At 65.1% G+C, this 22,957-nt stretch carries 2 protein-coding genes; both read left to right on the plus strand.

Translation table 11 applies throughout. The features are described from left to right. The first annotated feature begins 134 nt into the window (after nucleotides 1–134). Nucleotides 135–11,141, plus strand: a complete 11,007-nt coding sequence (locus AC1UK9_RS09960; protein WP_482579944.1) for an amino acid adenylation domain-containing protein — start codon at nucleotides 135–137, stop codon at nucleotides 11,139–11,141. Next, nucleotides 11,141–22,903 (plus strand): amino acid adenylation domain-containing protein, encoded by an 11,763-nt coding sequence (locus tag AC1UK9_RS09965; RefSeq protein ID WP_482579945.1) that lies wholly within the window; start codon nucleotides 11,141–11,143, stop codon nucleotides 22,901–22,903. Before AC1UK9_RS09960 ends, AC1UK9_RS09965 begins: the two co-directional genes overlap by 1 nt. Nucleotides 22,904–22,957: the final 54 nt, after the last annotated feature.

Here is a 22,957-nt window from a genome sequence, read left to right on the forward strand (position 1 = left end):
TTGTGCAAGTTCGCACGCTTCATTTTCTCCCCCGCCTGATAGTTGTTCTCATTCGCTAATTTTTCCGGTCTGCATTCGTTTTATAGGGACGACGTGCCTTTGTGCTTCCTGCCTACTGATCCGGATGCTGAGAAATGAATGCTGAAGACTCCTTGAAACTTGCTCGCCGGTTTATCGGGTTGCCCCTGGAAAAGCGCCAGATGTTCCTCGCGGCCTTGCACAAGGAGGGCGTGGATTTCGCCCGCTTTCCGATCCCGCAGGGGGTCGAGGCCGATGACCGGCAGGCGCTGTCCTACGCACAGCAGCGCATGTGGTTTCTCTGGCAGCTCGATCCGCACAGCGGCGCCTACAACCTGCCGGGCGCGGTGCGCCTGACCGGGCACTTGAACCTGACGGCACTGGAGCAGGCCTTCGCCCATCTGGTCGAGCGTCACGAAACCCTGCGCACGGTGTTCCAGCGCCAGGCCGACGACAGCCTGCTGCAAGTGCCGGCGACGGCACCACTGCTGATCGAACAGGTGGACTTCACCGGCTTGACCCCGGCCGAACGTGAGCTTGCGGTCGCCGACGCTGCCCAGCAGCAGTCACTGCTGCCGTTCGATCTGGGCGAGGGCCCGCTGCTGCGGATCAAGCTGCTCAAGCTCGACGCGCAGGAACATGTGCTGCTGTTGACCCTGCACCACATCGTTTCCGACGGTTGGTCGATGAACGTGCTGATCGACGAATTCATTCGTTGCTACGACGCGTTTGATGCCGGCCAGCCGGTGCAACTGGCGCCGCTCCCGATCCAGTACAGCGACTACGCCCTGTGGCAGCGCCGCTGGCTGGAAGCCGGCGAACAGGCGCGGCAGCTCGATTACTGGCAGGCGCAACTGGGTGCTGAGCATCCGGTACTGGAATTGCCCACCGATCACCCGCGCCCGGCGATGCCGAGCTATCGCGGCACGCGCTACGAATTCGCCATCGATGGCGCGTTGGCCGAACAACTGCGCGGCACCGCCCAGCAGCACGGCATCACCTTGTTCATGCTGTTGCTCGGCGCATTTAACGTGCTGCTGCATCGCTACACCGGGCAGGCCGATATCCGCGTCGGCGTGCCGATTGCCAACCGTAATCGTGGCGAAATCGAAGGCCTGATCGGCTTCTTCGTCAACACTCAGGTGCTGCGCACCGAGCTGGATGGCCAGACTCGCGTCGACGAGCTGCTGCGTGCGATCAAGGAAACCGCGCTCGGTGCCCAGGCCCATCAGGACCTGCCGTTCGAGCGTCTGGTCGAAGCGCTGAAACTGGAACGCAGCCTCAGCCACACGCCGCTGTTCCAGGTGATGTACAACCATCAGCCGCAAGTCGCCGACATCAGCACCGTCAGCACCGCCTCCGGGCTGGAGCTGGGCGTGATCGAATGGCAGGGCCGCACCACCCAGTTCGACCTGACCCTGGACACCTATGAGAAGGCCGGCAAACTGCACGCCGCGCTGACCTATGCCAACGATCTGTTCGACCCGCAGACCATTGAGCGCATGGCGCAACACTGGCTCAACCTGTTGCGCGGCATGGTCGAGGACAGCCGCCAGCGCATCAGTGATCTGCCGCTGCTGGAGAGTGCCGAGTATCAACGGATCGTCCACGACTGGAACCTGGCGAATACCGAATCTGCCGAAGCGTCGTGCATCCATCGGTTGATCGAGCAACAGGTCGCCAGCCAGCCGCAGGCGCTGGCAGTGACGTTCGGTGAGCAGGCATTCAGCTACGCCGACATCGACGCTCGGGCCAATCGCCTGGCGCACAAACTGATCGAGTGCGGGGTCGGTCCGGAGGTGCGGGTCGGCGTCGCCATGCAGCGTTCCGACACCCTGCTGGTGGCTTTGCTCGCCGTGCTCAAGGCCGGGGGTGCCTATGTGCCGCTGGACCCGGACTACCCGGCCGATCGCGTGGCCTACATGCTTGAAGACAGCCGCGCGCGCGTGCTGCTGACCGAGCACGCCATCGCGCAAACGCTAGCGGCGGGCGCTGACACGCAAGTGTTGCTGCTCGACGTGATCGAAGCCGAGCTGGCGACGTACCCAGGCCATGCCCCGGTCAGCGCCGTGTCGCCGGATAACCTGGCCTACGTGATCTACACCTCCGGCTCGACCGGCAAACCGAAAGGCGTGGCCATCGCACACCGCAACGTGCAGGCGCTGATCGACTGGTCGCGCAGCGTCTACAGCCGTGATGACATTCAGGGTGTGCTGGCCTCGACTTCAGTGTGCTTCGACCTGTCGGTGTGGGAGCTGTTTGTCACCCTCGCCAACGGTGGCTCGCTGATCATCGCGCGCAACGCCCTTGAGCTGCCGCAACTGCCGGCGCGCGATCAGGTGCGCCTGATCAACACCGTGCCGTCGGCCATCAATGCCTTGCTGCGCGACGGCGCCATCGCTTCGAGCGTGCGCATCATCAACCTCGCGGGCGAGCCGTTGAAGCAGAGTCTGGTCGAGGCGTTGTATCAGCAGAGCGCGGTCGAGCAGGTGTTTGATCTGTACGGGCCTTCGGAAGACACCACGTACTCGACCTGGACGCGCCGCGAGGCGGGAGGTGCGGCGAACATCGGCCGGCCGTTGACCGGCACCGCCAGCTACTTGCTGGACGCCGATCTGCAACCGGTGCCGCAGGGTGTGGCCGCTGAACTGTATCTGGCCGGCGCCGGCATCACCCGGGGTTATCTGGGGCGTGCGGCAATGACCGCAGAAAAGTACGTGCCGAACCCGTTTTCCGCGACCGGCGAGCGGCTGTACCGCACTGGCGACCTGACCCGTTATCAGGCGGATGGCGCGCTGCAATACGTCGGGCGAATCGACCATCAGGTGAAGGTGCGCGGTTTCCGTATCGAACTCGGTGAAATCGAAGCGCGGCTGTTGCAGCAGGACACCGTGCGCGAACTGGCGGTACTGACACAGGACGGCGCCAATGGTCAGCAACTGGTGGCGTACATCGTGCCGACCGACACCTCGGTGCTGGCAGCAGATGCCGATGCACAGGCGAGCCTGCGCGAAACCCTGAAAGCGGCGCTGCGTCAGCACCTGCCGGATTACATGGTGCCGGCGTACCTGCTGTTCCTCGAACAATTGCCGCTGACCCCTAACGGCAAACTCGACCGCAAGGCCTTGCCGGCGGTCGACGGACGCCAGCAGCAGCGTGAACACGTGGCACCGCGCAGCGTCATGGAGAAAGCCCTGGCGGCGATCTGGCAGGACGTACTGTCGCTGGATAACGTCGGCCTGGAAGACAACTTCTTCGAACTGGGCGGCGACTCGATCGTGTCGATGCAAGTGGTCAGCCGGGCACGGCAGGCCGGGATCGTCCTCAGCCCCAAAGAGCTGTTCCAGTACCAGACCATCCGCAGCCTGGCGCAAGTTGCGCGGCACGGTGAACAGCGCTCGATCGATCAGGGGCCTGTCGTGGGTGCGGTCGCACTGGCGCCGGTTCAGCGCTGGTTCTTCGAGCAGGACATCGCCCAGCGCCAGCACTGGAACCAGTCGCTGTTGCTGGTGCCACAACAGGCAATGAACGCCGAGGCGCTGGATCGTGCGCTCAAGCAACTGGTCAATCATCACGACGGCTTGCGCCTGCGCTACACCTTGAATGCCGACAGCTGGCAACAGGCCTATGCAGTGCTGTCCGACGAGTCGGTGCTGTGGCAGCGCAACGCCGCCTCCACGCAAGACCTCAAGGCGCTGTGCGACGAAGCTCAGCGCAGCCTTGATCTGAGTCGCGGGCCGTTGCTGCGCGCGCTGTTGGTGGACTTCGCCGACGGCAGTCAGCGCTTGCTGCTGGTGGCCCATCACCTGGTGATCGACGGCGTTTCGTGGCGGGTGCTGCTGGAGGACTTGCAGCAAGCCTATGCCCAGGCGTTGAACGGCACGGCCATCGCCTTCCCGGGCAAGACCAGCGCCTATCAGCACTGGGTCGCACGCCTGCAAGGCCACTTGCCGAACTTCGCGCAGAGCTTCGACTACTGGCAGACGCAACTGCGCGAAGCGGCGCAGGACGACTTGCCGTGCGAGCGGCCGCAGGGCTCACTGGAAAACCGCCACGAGCAGAAAATCGAGCTGACCTTCAGCGCCGAGCAAACCCGCAAGTTGCTGCAACAGGCACCGGCGGCCTATCGCACTCAGGTCAACGACCTGCTGCTGACCGCGTTGGCCCGGGTGGTCTGCCGCTGGAGCGGTCACACCGCCAGCCTGATTCAACTGGAGGGCCATGGCCGCGAAGACCTGTTCGACGACATCGACCTGACCCGCACCCTCGGCTGGTTCACCAGCCTGTTCCCGGTCAATCTGGTGCCGGCGGACACCCTCGGCGCCTCGATCAAAACCATCAAGGAACAGTTGCGCGCAGTGCCGGACAAAGGCCTGAGCTACGGCGCGCTGCGTTATCTGGGCGATGAGCAGACGGCAGCGACGCTGGCCGCTCAGGCCAAGCCGCGCATCACTTTCAACTACCTCGGGCAATTCGACCGTCAGTTCGACGAGGCGGCGCTGTTCGTGCCGTCCAGCGAAGGCGGCGGGGTCGCTCAGGATCCGTCGGCGCCGCTGGCCAACTGGCTGACCGTCGAAGGTCAGGTGTACGGCGGCGAGCTGTCGATGAACTGGGGCTTCAGCAGCCAGATGTTCGACCGCGCCACCGTGCAGCGCCTGGCCGATGAGTACGCCAGCGAGTTGAACGCGCTGATCGAGCACTGCTGTGCCCTTGACGCGCCGCAGGCGACGCCGTCGGACTTCCCGCTGGCTCGCGTGACGCAGGCGCAACTGGATGCGCTGCCGCTATCGGCCGGGCAACTCGAGGATCTGTATCCGCTGTCACCGATGCAGCAAGGCATGCTCTTTCACACCCTGTACGAGCCGCAAGTCGGCGCCTACATCAGCCAGTTGCGCCTGGACATTCACGGCCTCGATCCACAGCGGTTTGCCCAGTCGTGGCAGGCGGCGCTGGAGCGTCATCAGATTCTGCGCAGCAGCTTCCACTGGCATGGCCTCGACGCGGCGCATCAGGCGATCGAGCGTAACGTGGTGTTGCCGTTGGAAGTGCTTGAACTGACCGACACCGACGCATTGGCCGATGCCGAACGCGCGCAGGGTTTCGCTCTGGAGTGCGCGCCGCTGTTGCGGTTGAAGCTGGTGCGCAGCGGCACGGCTGACTGGCACCTGATCTACACCAGCCACCACATTCTGATGGACGGCTGGAGCAACGCGCAGTTGCTCGCCGAAGTGATCGAGCACTACAGCACCGGTCAGGCGTTGCCGGCCCCGCTCGGGCAATACCGCGATTATCTGGCGTGGCTGCAAGCGCAGTCGGCCAGCACTGGCGAGCAGTTCTGGAAGACCACACTGGCACCGCTGCAAGCGCCGACGTTGCTCGCCGACGCCTTGCGTGCGCCGGTGGCGGGCGAGGGCTGTGCGGAGCATCGCGTGGTCCTCGATAGCCACGCGACCCTGCGCCTTGGTGAGTTCGCCCGCCAGCAGAAAGTCACCCTCAACACGGTGCTGCAAGGCGCCTGGGGCCTGTTGCTGCAACGCTATACCGGCCACGCTTGCGTGGCGTTCGGCGCCACGGTGGCTGGGCGTTCGGCACCGTTGGCGGGGATCGAGCAACAGCTCGGCCTGTTCATCAACACCTTGCCGCTGGTGTGCGCGCCCAATCCACAACAGTCCGTCAGCCAATGGCTCGGCGACCTGCAGGGCCTGAACCTGGCCATGCGCGATTTCGAGCACGTGCCGCTGTATGACATTCAAGGCTGGGCCGGTCAGCAGGGTGGTGCGCTGTTCGACAGCCTGCTGGTGTTCGAAAACTTCCCGGTGGCCGAGGCGCTGAAACAGGGCGCACCGGCGGGGCTCTCGTTCAGCAATCTGCACAACCATGAACGCACTCACTATCCACTGACGCTGGGTGTCGAAATCGGCGCGACCCTGACCCTCGACTTCAGCTACGACAGCGCGCGTTTCAGTGCCGATCAAGTGGCGACGTTGTCGGCCAATCTGCAGCACCTGCTGAATCAGTTGGTCAGCAGTGCCGATGTCGCCCTGGGTTCGCTGGCGCTGCTCGATGCCGACGGCCAGGCGCCATTGCTGGCGGTCAGCCGAGCGCCCGTGGTGGCGTTGCAGGACTCGCGTCTGGCCCACGAACAGATCGCCGCCCGCGCCGCGGCCACCCCCCAGGCACTGGCATTGCTGGTCGACGGCCAGACCTTGAGCTACGGCCAGCTCAACGCGCAGGCCAATCGTCTGGCCCATCGTCTGATCGCTCATGGTGCCGGCCCCGGCACCCGCGTGGGACTGGCGTTGAACCGCGGCCCGCAGTTGATCGTCAGCCTGCTGGCGGTGCTCAAGAGCGGCGCGGCGTATGTGCCGCTGGACCCCAAATACCCGGGCGAGCGCCTGCGCTACATGATCGACGACAGCCGCCTCGACGTGCTGCTGTGCGAGTCGGGCCTGCTGGAGGATCTGTCGTTGCCGTCGGTGGTGCGTCTGGTGCTGGATGACAGCGCCGGTTTTGCCGACAACGACCCGCTCACGCAGGCTGACGCGCAGGATCTGGCCTATGTGATTTACACCTCCGGCTCCACCGGTCAACCAAAAGGCGTGGCGATTGCCCAGGGCGCGCTGCGAGAGTTCTGCCAGAGCGCTGCCGAGTATTCGCGGCTGTCGTCGGCGGACCGCGTGTTGCAGTTCGCCACGTTCAGTTTCGACGGTTTCGTTGAACAGTGCTTCCCGGCGTTGTGCGTCGGCGCCGCGTTGATCATGCGCGGCGACGCGCTGTGGGATGCCGGGCAACTGGCCAGCGAAATCGTGCGCCATGGCGTCACCGTGGCCGACTTGCCGGCCGCCTACTGGTACTTGCTGGCCCGCGAGTGCGCGAGCGGCGCGATCAGCACCCTGGGCGAATTGCGCCAGGTGCACGTCGGCGGTGAGGCGATGTCCGTCGAGGGCCTGCGCCTCTGGCATCAGGCCGGCCAGGGCCATGTGCGTTTGCTCAACACCTACGGCCCGACCGAGGCCACCGTGGTGTCCAGCGTGCAGGATTGCCGTCTGGAAGACGCCAGCGACAGCTTCGGTGTGCCGATCGGCCGCGCCATCCCCGGGCGTGCTCTGTATGTGCTGGACAGCGCCGGGCAATTGCTGCCAGCCGGCGGCATCGGCGAGCTGTGCATCGGCGCGCCGGCCTGTCTGGCGCAAAGCTATTTCGACCGTCCGGCGCTGACCGCCGAACGCTTCCTGCCGGACCCGTTTGCCGTCGAGCCGGGCGCACGTCTATACCGCAGCGGCGACCTGGCGCGCTACAACGCCAACGCCGATCTGGAGTACGTCGGGCGTATCGACCACCAAGTGAAGATTCGCGGTTTGCGCATCGAAATGGGTGAGATCGAAGCCTGCCTGCAAGCACGTGCCGATGTGCGGGATGCAGCGGTCATCGCTCAGGACGGTGCGCAGCTGGTGGCCTATATCGTGGCCAGCGGCGTGCTGGCCGATGAGGCGCAGTACCGAGAAACCCTTGACGCGGCCCTGCGCCAGTCGTTGCCGGATTACATGGTGCCGAGCCATCTGGTGCTGATGACCGCGCTGCCGCTCAACAACAACGGCAAACTCGATCGCAGCGCCTTGCCACGAGTTTGCGCCGGCACCGCTCAGCGCGAGTTTGTGGCCCCGGCCCAAGGGCTGGAAACGCAGCTGGCGCAGATCTGGCAGGAGGTATTGCAGGTCGAGCGCGTGGGTCGTGAGGACAACTTCTTTGCGCTCGGCGGCCATTCGCTGCTGGTGCTGCAAGTGATCTCGCGAGTGCGCCAGCAACTGCACCTGGAGTTGCCGGTCAACAGCCTGTTCTCGGCGGCCAGCCTGGCCGAATTTGCCGAGCGCGCCGCGCTGGCCAGCGGCAGCGCGCAACCGGTGTTGCAGCCTGCGGCCAGTGACCGGCCTGCGGTGCTGTCCTACGCCCAGCAGCGGCAGTGGATTGTCTGGCAGCTGGATCCGCAGAGCCCGGCGTATAACATTCCTGCCGCTTTGCGCCTCAAGGGCCGCCTGGATCAAGCAGCGTTGCGTCTGGCGTTCGAGCAATTGCAGGCACGCCACGCCAGCTTGCGCACCACCTTCGAACAGGACGGGCAGCAGGCGCAGCCACGGCTGCATGCGCAGTTGCCGCTGCAACTCGATCAGCATCAGATCGACGCGGCGTCCCTCGACGCGGCTATCGCCGCGCAAATCGCCCGGCCGTTCGACCTGCGCAACGGCCCGTTGTGGCGGATGCTGTTGCTGCAGCTCGGCGCCGAGGAACATGTGCTGGTGCTGACCGTGCACCACATCGCCGCCGATGGCTGGTCGATGCAGATCATGGTCGATGAGTTCAGTGCGCTGTATCAGGCCGCTGTCGAAGGGCGTGCCGCCGACCTCAAGCAACTGCCGGTGAGCTACAGCGATTACGCGCTCTGGCAGCGCGACTGGCTGGAAGCGGGCGAGGGCGAGCGTCAGCTCGGTCAGTGGCGCGAGCGCCTGGCCGGCAGTCAGGCGCCGCTTGAGCTGCCAAGTGAGTTGAGCCGTCCGGCGCGCCGCAGCGAACGTGGTGCCAGCCTGTTGCTGAACGTTGATGCGCCATTGCTGGCGGCGCTGCGTGAATGCGCACAGGCGCAGCAAGTGACCTTGTTCATGTTGTTGCTGGCGAGCCTGCAAACCGTGTTGCACCGCCAGAGCGGGCAGGCGTCGATCAATGTCGGCGTGCCGAGTGCGGGCCGTTCGCGCCTGGAAACCGAAGGCCTGATCGGCTTCTTCATCAACACCCAGGTGCTGCGTGCCGAGATCGACGGTCAGCAATCCTTCAGCAGCCTGCTGCAACAGATCAAACAGGTGGCGTTGCAGGCGCAGGCCAATCAGGACCTGCCGTTCGAGCAACTGGTCGATGCGTTGCAGCCGGAGCGCAGCCTCAATCACAGCCCGTTGTTCCAGGTGCTGTTCAACCATCAGCAGCAACTGGGCGCCAGTGTCGAGCGCACGGTGGCCGATTTGCAGGTCGAGCGTCTGCACTGGCAGCAAACCACCACGCAGTTCGACCTGGTCCTCGACACGCAGGAGCAGGGCGACACGCTGGACGCGAGCCTGACCTACGCCACCGACGTGTATGACCCGGCCTCGATGCAGCGCTTCGCCGAGCAATGGCTGAACCTGCTGCGCGCGGTGGCGGCTGATCCGCAGCAGCGAGTGGCCGAGTTGCCATTGCTGCCGAGCGCCGAGCGTCAGGCGTTGATCGCCGAGTGGAACCCGCGGTTCGAGGTGCAACCGCCGTCGCCGACCCTGCACCAGTTGTTCGAAGCACAGGTCGCGCTGCGTCCGCAGGCGATTGCGCTGGTCTACGAGGGCGAATGCCTGAGTTATGCCGCACTGAATGCCCAGGCCAACCGCCTGGCGCGCAAGCTGCGCGAGCAGGGTGTCGGTGCGGAAGTGCGGGTCGGTATCGCCACCGAGCGTGCGTTGCCGCTGGTGGTTGGTGTGCTGGCGATTCTCAAGGCCGGTGGTGCCTACGTGCCGCTCGATCCGCAATACCCGGCAGAGCGCCTGAGCTACATGATCGAAGACAGCGGCATCACCTTGCTGCTGACTCAGCAACACCTGCGCGACGGCTTGCCGGCGCGCGATACGGTGCAGGTGCTGTGCCTCGACGCGCTGGCGCTGGACGCCTACAGCGCGGACGATCTGCCGAGCCTGAGCAGCCCGGACAATCTCGCCTATGTGATCTACACCTCGGGCTCCACCGGTCGGCCAAAAGGGGCGTTGCTCAGCCACGCCAACGTCGGGCGCCTGTTGAGCGCGACCGCCGGTGAATTCAACTTCGGCGCGGACGATGTCTGGACCCTGTTCCATTCCTACGCGTTCGATTTCTCGGTGTGGGAACTGTTCGGTGCGCTGTGCACCGGCGGGCGTCTGGTGATCGTGCCGTATTACATCAGCCGCGAGCCGCAGGAGTTCCATCGCCTGCTGTGCGACGAAGGTGTGACGGTGTTGAACCAGACCCCGACCGCGTTCCGCCAACTGTTGCCGATTGCCTGCGCCAGTCCGCGCCACCTTGCCCTGCGCCAGGTGATTTTTGGTGGTGAAGCGCTGGAAGTGGCGAGCCTGCGGCCATGGTTCGAGCGCTTCGGCGATCAACAACCGACCCTGGTGAACATGTACGGCATCACCGAAACCACGGTGCACGTCACCTACCGTGCGATCCGCCTGGCGGACCTCGACGGCAAGGCGCAGAGCCCGATCGGCCTGCCGATTCGCGACCTGCGCTGGTACTTGCTCGACAGCCAGTTGCAACCGGTGCCGGTGGGCGTGGCGGGCGAGTTGTACATCGCCGGTGCAGGCCTGGCGCGCGGTTACCACGGACGCTTCGACCTGACCGCCGAGCGTTTTGTGCCGAGCCCGTTCGATGCCGCGCAGCGCCTGTATCGCAGCGGCGATCTGGCGCGCCAGCGGCACGACGGCAGCATCGACTACCTGAGGCGCATCGACCAGCAAGTGAAGATCCGTGGCTTTCGCATCGAACTGGGAGAGATCGAGGCCGCGCTGCTCGCGCAACCCGGCGTGCGCCACGCGGTACTGAGCGTGCACGACGACGAGGGCGGGCCGCAACTGTGCGCCTACGTGGTGGCCGAGCAACCCCCGGCCGACCCGATCGCCTGGCGTGACGACCTGCGCGCGGCGCTCAAGGTCGATCTGCCGGACTACATGGTGCCGAGCCACTGGTTGCTGCTCGATGCCTTGCCGCTGACCAGCAACGGCAAGCTCGACCGCAAGGCCCTGCCGTCGCCCGATGCCCAGGCCCTGCAGCGTCCTTATGAAGCTCCCGAAGGCGACCTCGAACGGCAATTGGCGGCGATCTGGGCCGACGTGCTGGGCGTGGCGCAGGTCGGGCGACGCGACAACTTCTTTGAATTGGGCGGGCACTCGCTGCTCGCCGCCCAGGCCAGCGCCCGTGTGGAGCTGGAACTGGGCATCGAGCTGGCGCTGCGTGCGCTGTTCGAATCCAGCGACCTTCAGGCTTATGCCGCCATGGCCGGGCAACTCGCCCCGACTGACAACGATGCACGTCTGGATGCGCTTGAGTCGCTTCTCGACGAGATGGAGATCAACTGATGGAACACACTACCGCCTGGCGCATCGCTACCCGTTTTGCCGCGTTGCCGGCAGACAAGCGCCGCGAATTTCTGCAACGCATGCAAGAGCAGGGCGTGAGCTTCGGCCAACTGCCGATCCCGCCAGCCGCCGAGCCACAAACGGCGTTCGAACTGTCGTACGCGCAGCAACGCCAGTGGTTTCTCTGGCAGCTTGACCCACAGAGCGCCGCCTACAACATTCCTGCTGTCCTGCGTCTGCAAGGGCCGCTGAACGTCGCTGCGCTGCAACACAGTTTCGACGTGCTGCTGGAGCGTCACCAGAGCCTGCGCAGCCGCTTCGTCGAAGACGACGGTCAGGTCAGGCAAACCTTGGCGGCGGTGACCTCGCTGCCGATCGAACGGCATGACCTGCGCGCGCAGCCAGCGGCCGAGCGTCTGGCCTGCGCCCTGCGTCAGGTGCAAGCGGACATTGCCCGGCCTTTCGATTTGCAGCACGGTCCGCTGTTGCGCGTCAGCCTGTTGCAACTGGATACCGAAGACCACGTGCTGGTATTGACCCTGCACCACATCGTCACCGACGGCTGGTCGATGGGCGTGCTGATCGAAGAATTCTCGCGCCTGTATGCCGGCCATTCGCAGGGCCAGGACGCGCAGCTTGAGGCGTTGCCGATCGAGTATTCGGACTACGCCGCCTGGCAACGCCGCTGGATGGAAGCCGGCGAGCTGGAGCGCCAGTTGAACTGGTGGCGCGAGACCCTGGGCAGCGAGCAGCCGCTGCTGGAACTGCCTACCGACCGTCCGCGTCCGGCCCAGCCAAGCCAGCGCGGTGCACGCCTGGAATTCGCCCTGGAGGCCGATCTGGCTGCCGGTCTGATGTCCTTGGCGAAACAGGCCGGTGTCACCCCGTTCATGTTGCTGCTGGCCAGTTTCCAGGCTTTGCTCTATCGCTACAGCGGGCAGTCGGACCTGCGCATCGGTGTGCCGATCGGTAACCGCAACCGCGCCGAAACCCGTGGCCTGATCGGCTTCTTCGTCAACACCCAGGTGATGCGTGTCGAGGTCGATGGGCGTCAGACCTTCAGCCAGTTGCTCGAGCAGACCCGCACCGCCTCGCTGGACGCGCAGGACTATCAGGACTTGCCGTTCGAGCGTCTGGTGCAGGCGCTGCAAGGCGATCGCAGCCTCAGCCACAGCCCGCTGTTCCAGGTGATGTTCAACCATCAACAGACCAAAGCGAGCGCCGTCGGTGGTTTGCTCGCCGGGCTGCGGGTCGAGGCGCTGAACACCACGACGCCGACCACCCAGTTCGATCTGCAACTCGATACTCAGGAAGTCGGCGACCAGTTGTTCGCCAGCCTGACCTACGCCACCGATCTGTTCGACGCCGAGCGCATCGAACACCTGGCCCGGCATTGGCGCAATCTGCTGGCCGGGGCGCTGGCGAACCCGCAATGCCCGCTGGCCGAGCTGCCGCTGCTGGACGCGGAGGAGCGTCTGCACATTCTCGATGAACTCAATGACACCGCGCAGACGTACCCTGGCGAGGTCTGTGTGCAGCGCCACTTCGAAGCGCATGCAGCACGGCAACCTGACGCGACGGCGCTGGTGTTCCAGGGCCAGAGCCTCGGTTATGCCGAACTGAACCGGCGCGCCAACCGTCTGGCCCATCACCTGCGTGCGCAAGGCGTCGGTGCGGAAGTGATCGTCGGGATCGCCTGCGAGCGCTCGCTGGAAATGGTCGTCGGCTTGCTGGCGATTCTCAAGGCCGGCGGCGCCTATGTGCCGCTGGACCCGGAATACCCGCTCGATCGCCTGAGCTACATGATCGAAGACAGCGGCATTTCCTTGCTGCTGACCCAGGAGCATCTGCTGGCGCAACTGCCGACGCCGGACTCGGTGCGCACTCTGTGCCTGCATGCGGATGCCGACTGGCTGAGCGAACTGCCGGACAGCGACTTGCCCAATTTTGCGCTGGCGGAAAACCTCGCCTATGTGATTTACACCTCCGGTTCCACCGGCAAGCCCAAGGGCGCCGGCAACCGTCATGTGGCGCTGCACAACCGTCTGGAATGGATGCAGCAGGCCTACAACCTGCAACTGAGCGACCGGGTGCTGCAGAAGACCCCGTTCAGTTTCGACGTGTCGGTCTGGGAGTTTTTCTGGCCGTTGATGAAGGGCGCGACACTGGTCATTGCCGCGCCTGGCGAGCATCGCGATCCGCAGCGTCTTGCTGCGCTGATCGTCGAACAGTCGATCACCACGCTGCACTTCGTGCCGTCGATGCTCTCGGCGTTCATCAGCGCCGACGAGTCGCTGGCCTGCACTTCGCTGACGCGGATCATCTGCAGCGGCGAAGCGTTGCCGATGGAGTTGCAGCGCCAGACCCTGCGCAGCCTGCCGCAAGCCAATCTGTACAACCTCTATGGCCCGACCGAAGCGGCCATCGACGTGACCCACTGGACCTGCGTGGAAGAGGGTCGTGACAGCGTGCCGATCGGTCTTCCGATTGCCAACCTGCGCACCTTGATTCTCGACAGCGAATTGCAGCCATTGCCGCTGGGCGCCGTGGGTGAGTTGTACCTGGGCGGTATCGGCCTGGCTCGCGGTTACCATCGACGCGGCGCGTTGACCGCCGAACGGTTTGTTGTCGACCCGTTCGGCAGCGGCGAGCGTCTGTACCGCACCGGTGACCTGGCGCGTTACCGTACCGACGGGGCCATCGAGTACTGCGGCCGGATCGACCATCAGGTGAAGATTCGCGGGCTGCGTATCGAACTCGGCGAGATCGAAGCGCGCCTGCAAGAACACCCCGAAGTTCAGGACGCGGTGGTGCTGGCGCTGGACGGGCCGAGCGGCAAGCAACTGGTGGCGTACGTGGTGCCGCAGGATCGGGCGCTGCCCAATGCCGATCTCACGCGGCAGAATGCCTGGCGCGAAACCCTGAAAACGCATTTGCTGGCGAGCCTGCCGGACTACATGGTGCCGGCGCAGACCGTGCTGATCGAGCAGATGCCGCTCAGCCCCAATGGCAAACTCGAACGCAAGCGTCTGCCGGCGCCCACGCTGCAAGTCAGCCAGCGTGCGTTCGAGGCACCGCAAACCACGCACGAACAAGCGCTGGCGCAGATCTGGCAGGACGTGCTCGGCGTCGAGCAGGTCGGGCGTCAGGACAACTTCTTTGAGCTGGGCGGCGACTCGATCATCTCGATTCAGGTGGTCAGCCGCGCCCGCCGCGCCGGCCTGAGCCTGCAACCGCGTGATCTGTTCCAGCAGCAGACGCTGCAGGCGCTGGCCGCCGTGGTCAAGGTCCAGGCCGCACCGCTGGCTCCACAGGGGCCGGTGGAGGGCGGGCAGGTGCTGACGCCGATTCAGCGCTGGTTTTTCGACGAGCCGATCCCGCAACGCCAGCACTGGAATCAGGCGGTGCTGCTGGCACCGCGTCAGCCGCTGGAACTGCCGCGCCTGCAAACGGCGTTGCAACGTCTGCTCAAACAACACGACGCCTTGCGCCTGCGCTTCAGCCAGGTCGACGGTCAGTGGTCGGCGCGCTACGTGGGTGCCGACAGTGCCGACGTCATCGACATGCTCTGGACTGCCCGGGTCGCCAGCGATGCCTCGCTGGAATCGGTGTGCGAAGAAGCCCAGCGCAGCCTGAGCCTGCAGGACGGCCCGTTGCTGCGCATCGCCTTGATCGCGCAGGCCGACGGCAGCCAGAGACTGTTGCTGGTGATCCACCATTTGGCGGTGGATGGGGTCTCCTGGCGGGTGTTGCTGGAAGACTTGCAGGCGGCTTATCAGGACAAGGAACTGCCGGCCAAGACCAGCGCGTTCCAGACCTGGGCGCTGAAGCTGCAAGACTATGCGCGCAGTGAGGCGGCGCTCGCTGAACTGGCGTGGTGGCAGGCGCAACTGGGCCAGGCCAGCGACCGCTTGCCGGCGGCCAATGCTCAGGCCAGTCAGGCCGGGCATTTGCGTCAGGGCGTGAGCATTGCGCTGGACCGCGAGCAGACCCGTCGTTTGCTGCAACAGGCACCGGCCGCCTATCGCACCCAGGTCAATGACCTGCTGCTGACCGCGCTGGCCCGTACCCTGAGTCGCTGGAGCGGTAACGCGTCGGCGCTGATCCAGCTCGAAGGGCATGGTCGCGAAGACCTGTTCGACGACATCGACCTGACCCGCACGGTCGGCTGGTTCTCCAGCCTGTTCCCGGTGTGCCTGACGCCGACGGCGGACATCGCCGGTTCGATCAAGGCGATCAAACAGCAGTTGCGCGAGATCCCCGGCAAAGGCCTGGGTTACGGGCTGCTGCGCTACATGGGCGATGCCGCGGCCCAGACGGCGCTGAGCGAATTGCCGCAGGCGCGGGTGACGTTCAACTACCTGGGGCAGTTCGACCAGAGTTTTGCCGAGGACGCGCTGTTCAGCCCCGCCAGCGAAGCCAGCGGCGCTGCGCAAGCGGCCGATGCACCGTTGCCCAACTGGTTGTCGGTGGACGGTCAGGTGTATGGCGGTGAATTGAAGCTGGACTGGACCTTCAGCCGCGAATGCTTTGACTACGTTGAAATCGAACAACTGGCGGCAGACTATCGCCAAGAGTTGCTGGCGCTGATCGAGCACTGCCTGAGCGATGAGGCCGGTGGCGTGACTCCGGCGGATTTCCCGCTCGCACGTTTGAATCAGGCGCAACTCGATGGCTTGCCGGTGACGGCGACGCAGATCGAGGACCTGTACCCGCTGTCGCCGATGCAGGCCGGCCTGCTGTTTCACAGCCTGTTCGAGTCGGCGTCCGGCGCCTATGTCAATCAACTCAATGTCGAGGCCAAGGGGCTGGACGCCGAGCGACTGGGGCAGGCCTGGCAGGCGGTGATCGATGCGCATCCGATTCTGCGCAGCAGTTTCCACTTCCCGCAGGGTTTCGAGGCGCCGGTGCAACTGGTGCATCGTCAGCTGCAACTGCCGTTCCGTTGCCTGGACTGGCGTGGCCGTGCCGATCAGGCCGAGGCGCTGGCGCAACTGATCGACAGCGAGCGTCTGCAACTTGACCCGGCTCAGGCGCCGCTGATGCGTTTGACCCTGGTGCGGCTGGACGATCAGCGTCAGCAATTGATCTACACCCACCACCATTTGCTGCTCGATGGCTGGAGCAACTCGCTGCTGCTCAGTGAAGTGCTGCAGCGTTATGCCGGGGAAGCGGTGCAGTCCCCGAGCGGGCGGTTTGCCGATTACATCGGCTGGCTGCAACGCCAGGATGCACAGGCTGACGAGCGCTTCTGGCTGGAGCAACTGGCGCCGTTGGACAACCCGACCCTGTTGGCCCAGAGCCTGGCGCATGGCGATCTGAAACAGTCGGACAGCCAGGCTTTTGCCGACCATCTGCAGCGCTTCGACGTGGCCGCGACCCAGCGCCTGAGCGAGTTCGCCCGTCAGCAGAAAGTCACCCTCAACACCTTGCTGCAAGGCGCCTGGGCGCTGCTGCTGCAACGCTACAGCGGCCAGCGTTGCGTGGCGTTCGGTGCGACCGTTGCCGGGCGCCCGGTGGACCTGCCGGGAGCGGAGAGCCAGTTGGGCCTGTTCATCAACACCTTGCCGGTGATCAGTTGCCCGGACGCGGTGGAAACCGTCAGCCAGTGGCTGAGCCGTTTGCAGGCGCAGAACCTGGAGCTGCGTGAGCACGAGTTCACCGCGCTGGGCGATATTCAGCGCTGGGCCGGACGTGCCGGTGAGCCATTGTTCGACAGCCTGCTGGTGTTCGAAAACTTCCCGGTGGCCGAGGCCTTGCAACAGGGCGCGCCGGCCGGCCTGAGCTTCTCGATCCCGCAGAACCATGAACGCACCAACTTCCCGCTGACCCTGGCGGCCACCGCGGAAAACACCCTGAGCCTGAACTGGAGCTACCAGTGCGGCCACTTCAGCGCCGAGGCCATCGCCCGCATGAGCGCGCATCTGGCGGCGTTGCTCAATGCAATGGTCGATGCACCCGAGGGCGCCTTGAGCGAACTGGATTTGCTGACCGCCAGCGAGCGCGTGCAGCAATTGCATACCTGGAACCCGGCCTTTGCCGCGAACGAAAATCCGCTGTGCGTGCATCAACTGATCGAAGCCCAGGCCGAGATCCGGCCGCAGGCCACGGCGCTGATTTTTGGCGAAGTGGAGCTGACCTTCGCCGAGCTCAACCGCCGCGCCAATCGCCTGGCCCATCGCCTGCGCAACCTCGGTGTCGGCCCGGAGGTGCGGGTCGGCCTGGCGATGCAGCGCTCGCCGGAAATGATCGTCGGCCTGCTGGCGATCCTCAAGGCCGGTGGTGCCTACGTGCCGCTCGACCCGGCGTACCCCGCCGAGCGCCTGCAATACCTGATGCAGGACAGCGGCATTGTGCTGATGCTCAGCCAATCGTGGCTGCGGGAAACACTGGCGCTGCCGGACGATCTGCCGGTGCTGGACATCGACCGCGAGCCGCTGGAGATGATGGCCGACAGCAACCCGGTCAACCTGACCTGCGGGGAAAACCTTGCGTACCTGATCTACACCTCGGGTTCCACCGGACGGCCGAAAGGCGTCAGCGTGGCCCACGGCCCGCTGGCGATGCACTGCCTGGCGATCGGCGAGTTGTACGGCATGACCCCCGAGGATCGCGAGTTGCAGTTTGCCTCGATCAGTTTCGACGGCGCCCACGAACGCTGGTTGACGCCGTTGGTGTTCGGTTCGGCGGTGATGCCGCGTGACGATGAGTTGTGGAGCGTTGAGCGCACCTGCGCGGAAATCCAGCAGCACGGCATCACTATCGCCTGCTTCACCCCAAGCTATCTGCTGCAGATCGCCGATTTCATGGGCGAAGCGGGGCGAGAGCTGCCGATCCGTTCCTACACGCCGTGCGCCGAGGGCATGCCCAAGCATGCGTTCGACGAAGTTCAGCAGGTGCTGCAACCAAAGCGCCTGATCAATGGTTACGGCCCGACCGAAACCGTGATCACGCCGCTGATCTGGCTGGCCTACTCGGACACTGAATTCGACTCGGCCTTCATGCCGATCGGCCGGCCGGTGGGTAACCGCAGCGCCTACATTCTTGACGGCGGCTTGCAGCCATTGCCGGTGGGTGTGGCCGGTGAGCTGTACCTGGGCGGCGAGGGCGTGGCCCGGGGTTATCACCAGCGTCCGGACCTGACCGCCGAGCGTTTCGTGCCGGATCCGTTCGTGCCGGGTGCGCGCCTGTATCGCAGTGGTGACCTGGCGCGCTTTCGTGCCGACGGCGTGGTGGAATACCTGGGCCGTATCGACCAGCAAGTGAAAATTCGCGGTTTCCGCATCGAACTGGGTGAAATCGAAGCCTGCCTGCTTGAGCACGAAGGCGTGCGCGAAGCTCTGGTGATCGATCGTGACGGACCGGTGAGCCGCCAGTTGGTCGGCTACATCGTGCCGCGCGATCCACTGGCCAACGAGCAGGATCTGCAGGCCGCGTTGACCGCACACCTGCGCAGCCGTCTGCCGGCGCACATGTTGCCGGCGCACCTGATGTGCCTGGCGGCATTGCCGCTGACCCCCAATGGCAAGCTCGACCGCAAGGGCTTGCCGGCACCGGACGTCGCGCGCCAGAGTCAGGACCAGGTGCCGGCCGCGACACCGGCCGAAGCGCTGCTGGTGGAGATCTGGCAGGAGCTGCTGGGCCTGGACGCGCTGGGCGTTACCGAAAACTTCTTCGAGCTGGGCGGTGACTCGATCATCTCTCTGCAAGCGGTCAGCCGCGCCGGGCAACGCGGGTTGGTGTTCAGTCCGAAGCAGTTGTTCGAACAGCAGACCATCCGTGCATTGGCAGCCGTGGCGGTCACTCGTGAAGCGACCTTGAGCGAGGCGCCGACCGTCGCGCCGTTCGCACTGGTGCCGCACATCGACGTCGCCGCTCGCGAAGGGCTGCAGGACCTGTATCCGCTGTCGCCGATGCAGCAGGGCATGTTGTTCCATTGCCTGGATTCACCGGAACTGAACCCCTACGTCAACCAGTTGAGCGTGGCGGTGGACGGCTTGCAGGTGCCGCGTTTCCGTGCAGCCTGGCAAACCTTGATCAAGCGCCATGAGGTGCTGCGTGCGGCGTTCCGCTGGCGCGACGGCCTGGCCGATCCGCTGCAGGCGGTGTTCGCCGATGTCGAGCTGCCAATCGAAGAACTCGACTGGCGCGAGCGCAGCGACACCGAACAGGCGCTGAGCGAACTGGCCGCTGCCGAGCAGGCCAAGGGTTTCGACCTGAGCTGCCCGCCGCTGATGCGTTTTGTGCTGGTGCGTCTGGACGCTGAGCGTTATCAGATGATCTGGGTCTACCATCACCTGTTGCTCGACGGCTGGAGTGCGTCGCGCCTGCTCGGCGAGATGCTGCGCCTGTATCACCACGCCAGCCTGCCGGCACTCAATGGCCGTTACGCCGATTACATCGGCTGGCTGCAACGTCAGGACAGCGCGCAGGCCGAAGGCTTCTGGCGCGAGCGTCTGGCGCTGCTGGAAGCGCCGACGATTCTGGCCAAGGCCAGCGGTGCGACCGGTTCCGGGCACGGCGTGATGTACACCGATCTCGACGCCGAAGCGACACGCAAACTGCACGGTTTTGCCAAGCGTCAGCGCGTGACCCTCAACACCTTGGTGCAGGCCGCCTGGCTGCTGCTGTTGCAACGTCACAGCGGCCAGCGCAGCGTGGCGTTCGGCGCCACGGTGGCGGGGCGCCCGACTGGCCTGCCGGGTGCGCAGGAAATGCTCGGCCTGTTCATCAACACCTTGCCGGTGATCCAGACCCTCGACCCGCAACAGCCGTTGGGCGAGTGGTTGCGTGAATTGCAGGACTACAACCTGACCGTACGTGACTATGAACACACGCCGTTGTCGGACATTCAGCGCTGGGCCGGACTCGGTGGCCAGGGCCTGTTCGACAGCATCATCGTGTTCGAAAACCATCCGGTTGATCGTGCCTTGCGCGGTGGCGAGGAGGGCGAGTTGCGCTTTGCCGAAGTCGGCAGCGCCGGCGTCACCAACGTGCCGATGGACTTGATGGTCAGCGCCAACGAAGACGGCCTGGAGGTCGAATACCTGTACCTGCGCGATCGCTTCAGTGACGCCGAGGTCGAGCAGATCCGCGCGCAACTGGAAGGTTTGCTGCGCACTCTGCCGGAAGATGAGCACTGCCTGATCGGCAATCTCGGTCTGCCGGGCGCGCGTCCGGGCCTGCCACAAGCATCGGCCGACGACAGCGATCTGTTGCATAGCTTCAATGAGCACGTGCGCAACCAGCCGCAGAAAACCGCGCTGTTCTGTGAGGATCGTGAAGTCAGCTACGCCGAGCTAGAAGCACGGGCCAATGGCCTGGCCGCGCAATTGATCGAGCGTGGCATCGGTGCGGAAAGTCTGGTGGCGGTGGCATTGCCGCGCTCGGAACGCACGATCATTGCGTTCCTCGCGGTGCTCAAGGCTGGCGCGGCGTACTTGCCGCTGGACCTGGCGTATCCGCCGGAGCGTCTGGCCTACATGCTTGACGATTCGGCGGCCAGCCTGTTGCTCTGCGACAGCGATCTGGGTGAGCGCCTGACCCTGGCCGACAACGTGCCGCGCCTGTTGCTCGATCAAATGCCGCACGACAACAATTCGCAATGCCCGTTGTCCCAGCCGCTGGCAGGGCACCTCGCGTACCTGATCTACACCTCCGGTTCCACCGGCCAGCCCAAAGGCGTGGCGGTGGCGCGCGGACCGATTGCCCGGCATTGCCGCGGCATCATCGACCTGTACGAACTGGTGCCGGACAGCCGTGAATTGCACTTCATGTCATTTGCCTTCGACGGTGCTCAGGAGCGTTGGCTGAGCGTGTTGCTGGCCGGTGGCAGTCTGGTGGTTCGCGAGGACAATCTGTGGACGCCGGAGCAGACCCTGCAAGTGCTGGAACGTCATCAGGTCACCGTCGCCTGCTTCCCGCCGGCCTACCTGCAACAGATGGCCGAAGTGGCTGAGCGTCTGGGCAATCCGCCAGCGGTGCAGGTGTATTGCTTTGGCGGTGATGCGGTGCCGGAAGCCAGTTTCGAACAGGTCAAGCGTGCCCTGCGGCCACAGCGTCTGGTCAACGGCTATGGCCCGACCGAAACCGTGGTCACGCCGCTGCTGTGGCGAGCCGAAGCCAGCGAACGCTGCGAGGCGGCCTATGCGCCGATTGGCCGTGGCGTGGCCGGGCGTGGTTTGTACGTGCTCGACGCCGACCTCAATCCGTTGCCGGCCGGGGTCAGTGGCGAGTTGTATCTGGGCGGCGAATGTCTGGCGCGCGGTTACCACCAGCGTCCGGGCATGAGCGCCGAACGCTTCATTCCCGATCCGTTCGAGGCGGGCGGCCGCATGTACCGCACCGGCGACCTGGTGCGCCAGCGTGAATGCGGCTTGATCGACTACCTCGGGCGTCTCGACCAGCAGGTGAAGATTCGCGGCTTCCGCATCGAACTCGGCGAAATCGAAGCACGCTTGCGTGAATGCGCCGGGGTGCTGGATGCCGCCGTGGTGGTGCACGACACGCCGACCGGCAAGCAGTTGGTGGGCTACGTGGTCGCGGCAGGTGTGACCGGTCTGGATCGGCGCATCAAGGCTGAGCTGCAGGCGCAGTTGCCCGACTACATGGTGCCGGCCCGGATCATGGTGCTGGAGCGCTTCCCGCTGTCGGCCAACGGCAAGATCGACCGTCGGGCGTTGCCACAACCGGAGTGGGCGCTGGGTGGCTATCGCGCCCCGCGCAATGCGCTGGAGCAAGCACTGGCAACGATCTGGCAGGAAGTCCTCGGGGTGCCGCAAATCGGCATCGACGATAACTTCTTCGAACTCGGTGGCGACTCGTTGCAGGTGCTCAAGGTCATTTCGCGGGTGCGCAGTCAACCGCAACTGGGTTTCGAACTGAAGCTACGCGATCTGATGCAGAAGCCGTGCATCGCCGAACTCAGCGGCTATCAGGCGCAGGAGACGGCCACTGCGCCGGATCCGCTGCTGGCGCTCAATAGTCGCCTCAGCCATGTGCCGGCGTTGTTCTGCCTGCACGCCGGTTTCGGCACGGTGTTCGATTACGAGCCGCTGGCCCGGCGTCTGGAAGGTCGGCGCACAGTCTACGGCCTGCAATGCCGGATGCTGCTCGACCCGCAATGGCAGGATGAGTCGTTGCTGGCGATGGCCCAGGCCTACGCCCAGCGCATTCGTGCGCAGCAACCGGAAGGCCCGTATTACCTGTTGGGCTGGTCGCTGGGCGGGGCGTTGGTGCAACTGGTGGCCCACGCGCTGGAAAGCCAGGGCGAAACCGTCGCGTTTGCCGGTCTGGTCGACAGCTACGTGGCCGGCACCGCCGAGGCGGGAGACTGGCGTGAAGACCTCGCGGACTTCCTGAAGTTTGTGCTCGGCCTGTCGCTCGAAGAGGCTCAGGTGCTGATGGCTGAAAAAGCCGCTGGCCTCAACGAACAAGCCGCCGCCGCGGCAGTCATCGAGGCCGCCATGCACGGTTCCAGCGGCGATGCCGCGTTGGGCGCCGATGAGTTCACGCGGATCTTCGTCACCGGTGCTGCGCTCAAGCAACTGGCGCTGGCCCAGCGGCAATTGCCGATGGCTCAAGTGGCGGCGCATCGCTGGTGGGTGGCTGAACGCGACGATGAACGCGAGGTGTTTGCCGCCCAGGTCGGGCGCCACGGCGTCGACCGTTTACTGGCCGGCGGGCACTACGAACTGATGCGCGGCGACGAGTTGCTCGATCAGCTGCAAGCGTTGCTCGAACGGCGCACCACTGTCGCTTGATAACTGCCGGGCAGCCAAGGCTGCCCGGTCATTGACCTGTTTTTGGAAGGATGT

The organism is Pseudomonas sp. AK-TSAG1-1, from assembly GCF_056821665.1.